The 12742-nt window shown below is 55.4% G+C and carries 8 protein-coding genes; all 8 read right to left on the bottom strand.

What is annotated here, in order from left to right; translation table 11 throughout:
- Positions 1–36: 36 nt before the first annotated feature.
- On the bottom strand, positions 37–1509 hold the full coding sequence (locus FBR45_RS10970) for a CoA-acylating methylmalonate-semialdehyde dehydrogenase (protein WP_138502235.1): 1473 nt from the start codon (positions 1507–1509) through the stop codon (positions 37–39).
- A gap of 63 nt (positions 1510–1572) precedes the next feature.
- Positions 1573–2502 carry a TIM barrel protein gene (locus tag FBR45_RS10965; protein WP_138503067.1) on the bottom strand — a complete coding sequence of 310 codons (930 nt, stop codon included), beginning with the start codon at positions 2500–2502 and terminating at the stop codon, positions 1573–1575.
- Positions 2503–2515: 13 nt separating this feature from the next.
- The gene (locus FBR45_RS10960) at positions 2516–2959 is read right to left on the bottom strand and encodes a DMT family transporter (RefSeq protein WP_171044874.1); all 444 of its coding nucleotides are present in this window, start codon (positions 2957–2959) and stop codon (positions 2516–2518) included.
- Between the two features lie 70 nt (positions 2960–3029).
- The gene (locus FBR45_RS10955; protein WP_138502231.1) at positions 3030–5174 is read right to left on the bottom strand and encodes an FG-GAP-like repeat-containing protein; all 2145 of its coding nucleotides are present in this window, start codon (positions 5172–5174) and stop codon (positions 3030–3032) included.
- Positions 5175–5183: 9 nt separating this feature from the next.
- On the bottom strand, positions 5184–6689 hold the full coding sequence (locus FBR45_RS10950) for a RagB/SusD family nutrient uptake outer membrane protein (RefSeq protein ID WP_138502229.1): 1506 nt from the start codon (positions 6687–6689) through the stop codon (positions 5184–5186).
- 77 nt (positions 6690–6766) lie between these two features.
- Positions 6767–10228, bottom strand: coding sequence for a SusC/RagA family TonB-linked outer membrane protein (locus FBR45_RS10945; protein WP_138502227.1), 3462 nt, complete (start codon positions 10226–10228; stop codon positions 6767–6769).
- 27 nt (positions 10229–10255) lie between these two features.
- Positions 10256–11278, bottom strand: a complete 1023-nt coding sequence (locus tag FBR45_RS10940; RefSeq protein ID WP_138502225.1) for a FecR family protein — start codon at positions 11276–11278, stop codon at positions 10256–10258.
- A 73-nt stretch (positions 11279–11351) separates the two neighbouring features.
- Positions 11352–12044 carry an RNA polymerase sigma-70 factor gene (locus FBR45_RS10935; RefSeq protein ID WP_138502223.1) on the bottom strand — a complete coding sequence of 231 codons (693 nt, stop codon included), beginning with the start codon at positions 12042–12044 and terminating at the stop codon, positions 11352–11354.
- Positions 12045–12742 lie beyond the last annotated feature (698 nt).

Genomic DNA, 12742 nt, shown 5'->3' with positions numbered 1-12742 from the left:
ATGAGGAGTAAAACCGCTCAGAACCGACCTGTACCGCTAGAACTTACGCGACCATTCTTTCGGCCACCGCTCCACAACGACTTTGGTTTGGGTGAAAAACTCGACCGCGTGCCGACCCTGCCCGTGCAGATCACCGAAGAAGCTTTCGTTCCAGCCGCTGAAGGGAAACTGCGCCATGGGGGCCGCTACCCCGATGTTGATACCGATGTTACCGGCCATGGCCTGACTCCGGAACTTGCGGGCGTTGGCTCCGCTGCTGGTGAACAGGCAGGCCATGTTACCGTACCGGCCGCTGTTGATGAAGGTCAGGGCTTCGTCTACCGTACCGAGTTCGATAAGGCTCATAACGGGGCCAAAAATCTCGGTGCGGATCACCTCGCCATCGAGCGGCAGGCCTTCCAGAATGGTTGGCCTGATGAAGTTGCCCTGCTCAAAACCACTGATGGCAGGCTTGCGGCCATCCAGCAGTAGCCGCCCCCCTTCCTGAATGCCTTTATCGATCAGGTGTTCGATCCGCGACCGGCTGTCTGGCGTAATAACCGGCCCCATCTCGACTGATTCGTCCAGGCCGAAGCCGGTCGTTCGGGATTTGGCCGACTCGTACAAGGCTTCTTTGATGACGCCCTGATCGCCCACGGTGATGATGTTGGACGCGGCCAGGCAGCGCTGACCCGCGCAGCCGAACACGCTGTCGGTGATAATTTTGACGGACATGTCCAGATCGGCATCGGGCAATACCACCACCGGATTTTTGGCTCCTCCCTGGGCCTGAACGCGTTTTCCGTTGGCGGCCCCTTTGGCGTAGATGTATCTGGCGATCTGCGTAGAGCCCACAAAACTGATGGCCTTAACGTCAGGGTGTTCCAGCAGGGCATCTACCGTTTCTTTACCACCGTGTACCAGATTGATGACCCCCTCGGGCAGATCCAGCTGATCGATGAGCTCGAACACCTTCAGCATGGTCAGCGGCACTTTTTCCGATGGTTTTATAATGAAGGTGTTTCCGCAGGCGATGGCGTAGGGCAGAAACCAGAATGGAATCATGCCCGGGAAGTTGAACGGCGCAATGCAGGCGCAGACGCCCAGCGGCTGACGGATCATGAACTCATCGATGCCCGGCGCGATATTTTCCGAGAACTCGCTCTGCATCAGCACCGGCATGCCGCAGGCCACCTCCACGTTCTCGATGGCCCGCTGAATTTCGCCCCTCGACTCGGCCAGGGTTTTGCCGCATTCGAGCGTAATGGTTCGGGCAATCTCCTCGGCGTGGGTTTCGAGCAGCTGCTTCAGTTTGTACAGCGGCTGTACCCGCTTCATGACGGGGACCTCGCGCCAGGCCGCAAACGCTCCGGCGGCTGCCGCTACCGCACTGGCCACATCGGTGGCCGTATGGCTCCCCAGCGGGACAGCGCCAATCACTTCCTGCGAGGCCGGGTTGATCACAGCCACCGTATTCTCTTCCTTACTTTTTGTCCACGTACCGCCGATATAATTCGCTAGAACTTCCATAAACCAGGGGAAAACAAATCTTGATTAACGCGTTTTTGACTGCCAGACGCTGGCGTATGTCGACTAGACTGCGAACTTGTATCCCAGCTTTTTAAGGTAATCCCGAGATACTTTGGCCGACTCGAATTCTGTCATCGGCATCTTATTTTTCCGGTCCGAATCGAGTTCGAACATGATCATGCCGGCCATGTCTTTCTTGCGGGGTTCGAGCATATCGAGGATTTTTTTCAGGTTTACGGTCCCGGCGCCCAGGGGCGCGTAGCCGAGGTAGCCGTTGTCGTTACCGCCCGAAAAATCTTTCAGGTGAACGTGCTGAACGAGCGGCAGAAAATCCTGTACGATCTTGACCGGGTCGCTGCCCCCTTTGGCCAGTTGCCCCACATCCGGTCCGAACTTCATGTAATTCGTGTCCAGATTTTCCATGATGAAGTAAACCTCTTCGCGGGTTTCGATGGGCGTACCCGTATGCGGATGGAGCGCGCAGACCAGCCCCATGTCGGTGACTACTTTGGCATACTCGTTCATGGAGTCGACCAGGTTCTTCTTGTGCTCCTTGTAGTCGTAGCCGTCGCGTTTGATACTGGTGGGGCAGTATTCGACTACTTTGCCGCCGTTTTCTTTCAGCAACTGCGCCCAGCGTTCCAGCTTTTTCCGTTCGCCCGGCCGTTTGGCGGGGTCCAGAACGTCGGTCATGCAGAAGGCCGAGATGATGGGAACGCCGTATTTCTGAACGACCTTACCGAATCCGCCCCGCTTTTCTTCCCATTCCTGAATGACCTGTCCGAAGGTCTCGAACGAATGGTAGCCCAGTTTCGCCATGTCGCTGAGCGAGGCTTCGAGGTTATCCGCGCCGTATCCCCACAGGATGAACGTGGCACCGATTTCGTTTTTTCTGGCGAGTTCTTCCCTGGCCAGGGTGGGCAGGGCCAGCGAGGCCGCGCCGGCCATACCGGCCGCTTTGATAAAATCCCTTCGGGTTAATGGCGTATGCATAGATTTCAGGCTGTTATTTAGAAAATGTGCAGACGGCGGCCCCGGCAACCAGCAGAAGCGCACCCACTACTTTCATGGCAGAAATGGGCTCTACCGGCGACCCCAGCGCGCCAAAGTGAGACAGGACCAGGCCGGTAACCACCTGACCGGCAATCATCAGAACGAAGGCGGTAGCGGCCCCCACTTTAGGGACCGTCCAGGCAATACCGAACACCAGTGCGGCTCCCATGACGCCCGCCGTGAGCAGCCAGACCGGCACCTCGCGCAGCCGGGAAAACGCTTCGGTATCGCCGGACGAAAAACCGATCGCCAGGGCGGTAAGGGCACCGATGCCCCAGAAAATGGCATTGCCCACTTTAGGATTTCGGATAATGGCGCCCACCTGGGCGTTCATAGTCAGGTGCAGCGACAGGATGACCCCGATGAAGAGCATCAATACGATCAAATACAGTTTCATGAGTAATGGCTTAGGGATTAGGATTGAGGAGTAGGGATTGAAAGCCAGCATAATTATCTGGCCGTGAGGCTTATTTTGACCGGGACGGCTGTTTTTGGGGTTTGCGGCCAGTGGGGGTATTCCAGAAAATGAAGGTGCCCCGGTTGGTTGAGGTGACGATATCGATGGCGCCGTCTTTGTTGATATCGACCGCGGTTACCTCAGAGCCCGCCCCCGATCGATTATGGATCAGTTCGGGCACGAACTCGGCCCCGCCGGGCGCTTTCGGATTCCGGACGGTTCGGTACCAGTACAGCACCGGCGCGCCGTACGAGTCCGGATCGTACATGTTATCGAGGTGGGTGAAGTAGCGCTTGCCAACGATGAAATCGCGAATGCCATCGCCGTCAACATCGGCATAGGTGGCGCCGTGGGGTTGCGAAAAGGTCACGTTTCCGGCGCTCTTTGTCGAGTAATCGTCGCTGATCATATGGCGGGTAAACGAGATCGCACCAGCCCTGTCGCGCACCTGCTCGAACCAGGCCAGGCCAAAGCCATGTACGTTGAGGTTGGTGATCACATCGTTCAGTCCGTCGCCATTGGCGTCGAACACGGCCATCAGCGTACCGCCGATGTTGCTGCCGCGGTTGCCGTAGCGACCGAACGCGTAGGGATGGTACGCCCAGAGGGTTTCCGGCGTCTTCCGGTCGGGTTGCTCCCACCAGCCGTAGGCATTCAGGATGTCGAGTCGGCCGTCGCCGTTGATATCGCCGGTTCCGATGCCGTGGGCCAGCGCGTAGCCTTTGTCCGAAATAATGAATTCTTTCCAGGGTTTGGTCGGGTCGGCTCCGTCGGGCTTTGCATACCGCAGGGAGCCGCTGGCCGCATACACCAGTTCGGGCTGGCCGTCTTTATCAATATCGACCAGATCGGTGATTTCGCTCTGTACAGACGGCAGAATATCGTAGCTTTTCCAGCGCCGGGACTCGCCTTTCGGATTGATCAGCACACTGGCCCCCGACGGGCTGATGAGCACATCGGGCCAGCCGTCGCCGTTGAAGTCGTGCGTAAACTGCACATGGGTGCGGGTAAACTCCCTGGACGGGCTCACTGCAATAGCCGGAAAAATTTCCCGATGCGTCGTGTAGTCAGGCCCGTAATAGATGTAGGGGCCCGCTACTACGTCCATGATACCGTCTTTGTTAAAATCGGCGGCATCGGCGCCCCACGAATAGTACATATCACTGATGCACTGGACAGTAAAACGGGAAGACGATTTTTCGGCCGGGTTCACACGCATGGCAATGTCCTTGACCATGATGTCCTTGAAGCGAACCTCGCCCGAACCGCCCGCGTAAAGCGCAATGGGGCCATACTCATCCGTTGCCGAATCGCCATCTACGGCCCCACCGATCTCGGCGCCATCGTTCAGGAAATTGCGGATGACGTTCAGCTCGACAAACGTTTCGACCATATTCCAGTCGTCGGCGCGGAAGTCGGTATTGGGGCGGGCCAGCGGCAGGTTGGCGGGGGTAGCGGGGCGGGGTGGCATAGCCCGGCGGGCGTTGGCCTGGGCGTCGTTCTTCGGGGGGGCCAGCCGGTAGTAGATGCCGCCCGCATACCGCAACTTTTCGCGCTCGGTTATGTTGCCCTGCGCATCGATGGATACCGCATAAGGAGCCACTTCGTCTTTGTTGAGGGTCAGGAAAATACCCTTCATGCCCCGATCGGTTTTCTGCATCCGCAACAGCACCCCCGTTTCGGCCGAGGGGCTGCACTTGAATAGCGCATGAAGACCGACATCCTGATACGACCGGTTCAGCACAAGCCAGCTCCCTCCGGAATTAGGCGCTAACCGCGCAACGATCTCGCCGTTCTGAGCCTGCCAGTCGGCCTGCCCAACCACCTGAAACGACTTGATATCGGAGGCCCTGACTATGAGGTCTGGCACAAACGTCTGACCGAACGACGGCTTTTCAGCTGCCGGCATGGTCTGACCCAACAAGCTGGCAGACACCGTGATACACGCACATATGCTTACGAACAGCCGCATAAGAAAGAGTAGGTTAAACCAGGCCGGCGCACTGGCCCGTGGGAGTAATGAGAAGCAGGCAGCCGGGCGGGGGTCAGTCACCCACAGCCCGTTTATAGGAGCCTGGTGACTGACTTCGGGCGACCGGTCTGGTTTGAGGAAGGCATAGTTTACCCAACCCACGCCCGTCTGGTACGATGACATGGCCTGCGTTTAGTAGCCCGGATTCTGCTTGATTTTGCCGCCACTCAAATTGATTTCGAGCTGCGGAATCGGGAATATTTCGTTAATACCGTCGCGGAAGCCAGCTCCTTTGGCGGTTTTGTATTTTTCGCCGTAGGCCCGCAGCACTTTCCCGGCCCGACCCTGGCGGACCAGCTCGAAGAAGCGCTCATACTCCTGCCCGAACTCGACCCGCTGCTCCTGCCAGATTCGTTCGCGAAGTGCGGCTTTATCGGTCACGGTTACATCGGGCAGCACCCCCGTTTTTCCCTGCCGGGCGCGTGCCCGAACCTGATTCAGAGCGTTCAGGGCAGCGGTTGTGTTTCCGTTCTCGTTGGCCGCTTCGGCGTACCACAGCAGCACTTTTCCCAGCCGCATGTAGATATCGTCTCGACCCGCCTGCAGCGACCCGGCAATGCGCTCATATTCGGGCACGTACACTTTTTTGTTCAGGTAGCCGGTGCTACTGTTGCCTACGTTGGCCACAAGCCCGTCGGGCATGACATCGCCCGTTTTGTATACCGATTGTTCCAGGCGGGGGTCGCCGGGCTCGAAAGCGCTGACAAAATCAGCAGTAGGGTTATTGAAGCCCCAGCCATTACGGGCGCGGCTCGCCATCACGATGTTGATCTGATTATTGGCAGGCTGCGCGCCCTGATCGTTCAGGAACTGTACCTGAAAAATGTGCTCCCGGCTGGTTTCACCGGCCCGCAGAAACATACCCATGTAATCGGCATGCAACGCGTACTCGCCCGACTTGATCACCTTGTCGAACCATTCTTCGGCCTTGGCGAAATTATTCATATACAGATACACCTTACCCAGGTAAGCCTGCGCGGCCCCTTTGGTAGCCCGACCCCGGTCGGCAGCCGGGTACTTACTGGCCAGCGGGAGTACTTCTGCGGCTTCTTCCAGGTCTTTGATAATCTGGGCGTAGACCTGCTGTTTGGGCGTTCGCTCCATGTCGTAGGTATTCTGCGAAGCCGTCAGTACCAGCGGCACATCCCCGAAGGTTTTGACCAGGTTGATGTAGTACCAGGCCCGCAGGAACTTGGCTTCGGCCAGGTACTGGTTTTTGAGGGCCGCGTCCATCTGGATGTTCGGTACGTTGTCCAGCACCAGGTTGGCCCGCCGTATACCGATGTACTCGGTCGACCAGGCGAAGCGGGCGGCATCGTTGTCCGACTGAATGTTAAACAGGGAAATTTGCTGCGCATACAGCTGATCGGACCCCGATTCGCCCCCTTTTTCGGTATCGTCAGACGCTACGTTGGCCAGCACCCAGTGCATATAGCCGGTTCCTACGTAGGTGCAGCACCAGTTGTTACCGGCCAGGGGGGTGTAGGCAGCGGTTACGGCCCGGCGGGCATCGTCGGCAGTGATGTAGGCGCTGGAGGCACTGATCTGCGCCAGGGGTTCTTTATCCAGTACGCTCTTGCAGCCCTGTGAGGTGAACCAGCAAAAACAGGTTAATAAGACGTATGATAGTAGCTTCATGGCTAATGGGTCTTGGGTTTAAGGAGCGCTTTCGGGCAGCGCATTTGCTGTAGCGCCGGAAAGCGCTGTCGACAATATCAAAGGCCAATGTTGACGCCCAGGGTATAGATCCGGGGCAGCGGGTAGTTCGTCTCGTCGATACCGATATAGAGGGGGCTGTTGCCACGGTTGCTGCCCAGCTCAGGATCGAATCCGGGATATTTGGTGAAGGTCAGCGCGTTCTGGACCGACGCATATACACGCAGACTCCGCAGATTCACCACGCTCTTCGGAATGCGATAGCCGATCTGAATGTTCCGCAGCCGCAGATACGATCCGTCTTCGATGTAGTATTCCGACGAGCGCATGTTGTTGTTCGGGTCGTTGGTATTCAGGCGGGGCACCGTATTGCTGGTGTTCGGGCCGGTCCAGCGGTTTTCCCAGACGTTCATGGTGTAGTTAAAGAAGTTGGCGCCTTCCATTCTGAATTTCAGACCCATGAATATGTCGTTGCCGTAGGTACCCTGAAACTGCATCCGGAAGTCGAGGTTCTTGAACGACGCGTAGGAGGTCAGCCCGTAGGTGAACTTGGGCCAGGGATTGCCGATTACGGTCTGGTCATTGGCGTTAATGACTCCGTTGCCGTCCAGGTCCACGAAGCGGATGTCGCCGGGCGCGGTTCCGGTGCTCTGGAACGCGTGGGCCGCAATTTCTTCGCGGCTCTGGAAGAGGCCGTTGGTCCGCCAGCCCCAGAATGAAGCAATGGGGCTCCCTACCTGCGTAACGTTTACCAGACCGACAAAGCTGATGAACTGGTTGATGGCCGTTCCGGAGTTGCTCAGCGCGTTTACGCGGTTCTGGTTGAAGGCAATATTACCCGACACGCCGTAGTTGAAACCACCGGGAATGCTGTTGTTCCGGTCATAGCCCAGCGATAGCTCAACCCCTTTATTGGTGACGCTGCCTCCGTTTACGTAAGGCGCGTTCTGAATGCCGGAGTAGCTGACAACCGGTACCTGCAGGAGCATGTCGGTCGTTTTCTTGTTGTATACGTCGACCGAAGCCGTAACCCGGTTGTTGAAGCCGGTAAAGTCGACTCCTATGTTGGTTTCTTTGGTCGACTCCCACCGGAGGTCCGGGTTACCCATGCTGGTAACGGCCTGGCCGCGTACCACCGTCTGCGGGTTGCCGAAGGTGTAGTTGATGTTGGGCGTAACCAGCTCCGTAAAGGCGTAGTTGGGTAATGAGTTCTGGTTGCCCAACGACCCCCAGCCGCCCCGCAGCATCAGGTTATTCACCCAGGTGACCTCTTTCAGGAAAGGCTCTTCGGACAGTTTCCAGCCCAGCGAAAACGAGGGAAAATACCCGAATTTGTTGTTCTCTCCGAAGCGCGACGACCCATCGGCCCGGAAGTTCACCGTCGTGAAATATTTGCTTTTGTAGTTGTAGTTGATCCGGCCGAGGTACGATAAGATCCCCCAGGCACCGGCGTCGCCCTCTACCCGGTTGCTTTGGGTCGACAGGTTGAGGTAACGCAGATTCGGATTCAGGGTCGCGTTCAGGGGCAGTCCGGCCGCGTAGGCCAGTATACCCTGCGTGTAGGATTCCTGAACGGTTACCCCGCCCAGAACGTCGAACGTATGATCACCAATGTTTTTCTGATAGGTCAGCGTGTTTACCCAGCTGTATTCACGAAAACGGCTGGTACTTTCAGTGAGGTTGGCTACATCGTTGAAGTTACTGGTAGAGATACGATACGCGGGGTTGAACACCGAGTTCTCCGAATAGCCAATGTTGAAGTTATACTGAGAGCGGAAGGTCAGCCCCTCCAGCGGAATGATCTCCGCGTATACATTGCCATTGATGACGGGTCGCCGGGTATTGTTGTTGGTGTAATTGATACTGGCCAGTGGGTTACCAGAGTTCAGCGAGGTTGGCGAATAACCCCAGTTACCATCGGGCATCCTGACCGGAATTTCGGGATTGGCCGTCAGCGTACTGCCCAGTATCGACCCGAAGTTGAACTCCGATATTTGCTTATACTGCGCCAGGCTACCCGACAGGTTCTGACCGACCCGCAGATACCGGTTAATCGTATGCGACGAGTTGATCCGCAGGTTGGCGCGGTTGAAACCCGATCCTTTTATAATGCCCTCCTGGTTGATGTATCCCCCCGAAAAGAAGAACTTGCTATTCTCGTTTCCCCCGCTGGCCGACAGGCTCACGTCGGTCATGGGTGCCACCTGAAATACCTCTTTCTGCCAGTTGGTACCCTCGCCCAGGGCCGACGGATTCGGGTAGAGCGGCTGCTGGCCCGCGTTGACCAGGCCTTCGTTATAGAGCGTTGCGTACTGAAACGCGTTGGTAACGGGGAAGTATTTCCGAATTTGCTGTACCCCCTGCGACAGGCTGACATCCAGCTGAGATTTGCCCGCCCGGCCTTGCTTGGTAGTGATCAGAATCACGCCGTTGGCGCCCTGAGCTCCGTAAATAGCGGCTGCGCTGGCACTTTTCAGCACCTGAATACTCTCAATCTGGTCCGGTACCAGATCGAGCGGGTTGCTGTTCAGGTTGCCGTCTACGACGTAGAGCGGGTCCGAGTTGTTAACAGTACCCGTACCCCGAACGCGGATCAGCAGACCGGAACCGGGAGCGCCTGAGTTTTGGGTTACCTGTAAACCGGCCACCTTCCCCTGCAATGCCTGACCAATCTGAACCACCGGCTCATCCTGAATTTCCTTGGCACTGATCGACCCAACGGCGCCTGTGATGTCACTGCGTTTCTGGGTACCATAGCCCACAACCACGACTTCGTTGATCAGCTTGAGATCGGTTTTGAGCTGTACATTGACAACGCTGCGGTTGTTGACCGCAATCTCCTGGGGCAGGTAGCCGACAAACGAAAAAATAAGAACGGCCGCGCTGTTAGGCGAGTTACCTTCGCTGATTCTGAACGTATAATTGCCCTGCACATCGGTGGCGGTACCTTTCTGGGTCCCTTTTAGCAGGATGTTGACCCCCGGCAGCGCTCCCCCGCTCTCGTCGGTAACCCGCCCGGAAACGACCTGATCGGCCACTTTCAGGCTCAGTGTGCCGGCTTTGCCTGACTGCGCGTCGGCCTCCAGTTGATGGCCGGCCATTGCCGTAGCCGTAACATGATCGGTCAGGCCGGGGATAGCCGATGAGCTGTTCGAAACGCTTTTCCTACGATCCCGCTTCTCGTCCAGAATCAGGTACGAGCCTTCTTTCACCTTCTTGTAGCGCAGATGCGTCGGCTTCAGAATGGCGTTGAGGTTCTGCTCCAGCGGCAGGCTGTAGTTGATGCTGATGACCGGCGTAGTCACGTTTTCGACAACCCCGCCCTCAAAAATGATGTCGACCTGGTAGCGGTACTTAAGTTCCTGAAGAATATCCTTCAGTTTGCGCATTTCCGACGTGGTGAGCTTGGGATTAATCACCTGGCGGCTGGAAGCAAAGGTCTGAGACCAGGCGGGCTGACTCATACAGGAAACAGAAAGCAATAGCAATCCTGCCCTCGCGAGTGGAGAGATTTTTTTCATGAATGAATAGGGCTTAGAAAGGATTAATTAATCGACTTCACTCAAACGCACTGTATTCCCGTCGCGGGTGACTTTAAGATCAAAGATTTCGGCAACGAGCTCCAGCAATTCATCGACATTATCGGCCCGGAACGAGCCTACCAGCGTTCGCTGGGCAATCGCACTGTCAGATATGGTTACCGACAGTCCGTAATTTTCGGTCAATAGCTGCCCAAACGCCTGTAAACTCATATTATCAAAAACGAACCGGCGCTCTTTCCACTGTTCGTACACCTGCGGTTTGATCTGGTGCTGAATCTGCGGTCGGTTCGGCTGCTCAAGCGATACGAGGTCGCCAGGTTTGAGAAAAATCTGATTCTGCGTTTTTCCCAGATTGCAGTTGACCTGAACTTTGCCTTTCCGCAGCATGACATTGGCGCGGTACGAGCGGGTATTTACGGTAAACTCCGTGCCGTGAACAACTACGTCGAAGCTCTTATCGGTCTTAACCTGGAACTTCAGGTTATTGTCGGTATGGGTAACGACAAAACCAGCTTCACCTTTCAGCCATACCTCCCGGCTTCGTTCGCTAAACCCGAATCGGGGCACGCGCAGCAGCGAATTAGCCTGTAAGAAAACCCGGCTCCCGTCTGACAGCAGCACCGGTTTCGTTTCGCCATATACCGTCTGGTATGTTTTGTATAAGATCGTTTCCTGATACTGCCAGCCTAAAAAAAGCCCGCCAACCAGTACGGATGCGGCAGCCAGCCACCCCCAGGGCGACCTTGCCCCCCGCCGTTGCGCCACGCCCTCAAGCGGCCTGAGCTTGCCGGCATCAACATCGGCCGACCCGGATGGCACCCTGTTCATGTGGTCGACAAATCGTTGCAACGGTTCCTCAAGTGCTGGCAGATACGAGGCATTCTGCTGTTCCCATTCTGACAACCAGGCATAGAATTGCTCCCTGTTTGCTTCGCTGCCCAGCCACTCTTCGATCTGCCGTTTCTGCAGGGGCGTCGTCTTATCAGCGAAGTGGTCGAAAAGAAGTTGTTTGTCTATAGCCGGAAGCATATGTTGAATCTCTATCTGAATATGTGGACAAATTGCCTGGAAAAACTACGTACTGTACCCGCCAATAAATTTATCAGCACAGCCAGCTTTCCAGCCAGGTGATCAGGGCAACAACCAGCCACTGGTCTTTTAGCCCCGACCGCAGCGTTGACAGCGCCTTGGCAATGTATACCTCAACGGTACGCACCGACAGCTTCAGCTCCTGGGCGATATCTTTCGCTTTCCGGCTTTCGAACCGGAACATGATAAACACCTTGCGACATTGCGGGGGCAGCTCAGCCACCATCTTATCAATGCGGTGGTAGAGTTCCTCGTACCGCATGATCGACTCGGGCAGATCACCCAGGGGGGCCTCCTGCTTCTCGGCCGACTCAAGCGAACAAAGTTTTTTATGCTCGTTGGCCAGGTAGTTGTACGATCGATTCCGGACAGACCGAAACAGATAGGCCCGGTACGACTGACGCACCGATAGGTAGGCCTGGGTGTCCCAGAACGTATAAAATACATCGGCAACCAGATCCTCGGCTACCTCTTTAGAATAAACGAACCGGCTGGCGTGGGTGCACATGGGCCGGTAATAATGCCGAAAAAGCAGTTCGCAGCCCTTTTTCGGATCAGTCTCGAACACCTTCCGGATAAACAGCTCCGTATCAACGGGATGTTTCACTAACTCATCCGGGGTTTCGTTGGCGGTCAGGTCACTAACTATATTGAAAGGTCTTTGAAAAGCACTGGTTGAGAGCGTCAAAGGAGCAACTGTCTCCATAAGTTAGCTATGATTAAGTTAGTTTTTCGGCCACCTAACTATAAGACAAAAAAGCCGCTGGAACTACGTAGCTAATTTCTAATTTTTTCCAGAAAAATTTGGACAAATTCTCTTTACGGCAGGAATGACTACGTCCTATCATGCAACCGAAGCAACTATAGGTCTTCATGTAGCGTATTGCCCGACCGCCAGGCAGTAGTTAGACCTTTTTGGAGCAGTTGGTTAACATAGGCCGGGCACAGTACAGAAAATAGTAGCTTCGTTTGTATAGCCCACCGTACAGACCTAGTCTCCTTCAATGACCTGGCTACAGTGGCTAACCTAAACATAACTAGGCATTTACCAACCAGATACCGAATCAACATCTGGTACGGAAGCATATATATGAAATAAACTTGTTATTAAGATTCCATATCGTATGTTGAAAAACCTCGCTATCCGGATAATCTTATACTTAATAATGATATAAAAATACTTTTACTTTGTATTTGCGGAATTTGCCTCCACACTCAATAACAGGTAAACAGAGCCAGTTAAGGTCACTGTTCTTGTCTGTCTCGATTGCTACGAAACAACCGATACAGAGTACATGAAAGGCAGGTTCCGTCTCCAAACCCACATACTTAACCAACTCGGCCCACCTGACCCGTTTGTACGGACAGGCAGATACATAAACCAACTGGAAGCACGAACTGAAC

The organism is Spirosoma lacussanchae (assembly GCF_005870035.1).
Taxonomy (GTDB): Bacteria; Bacteroidota; Bacteroidia; order Cytophagales; family Spirosomataceae; genus Spirosoma; species Spirosoma lacussanchae.
The sequence above is the reverse complement of the archived record's forward strand: the minus strand, read 5'-3'. Positions and strand labels throughout refer to the sequence as shown.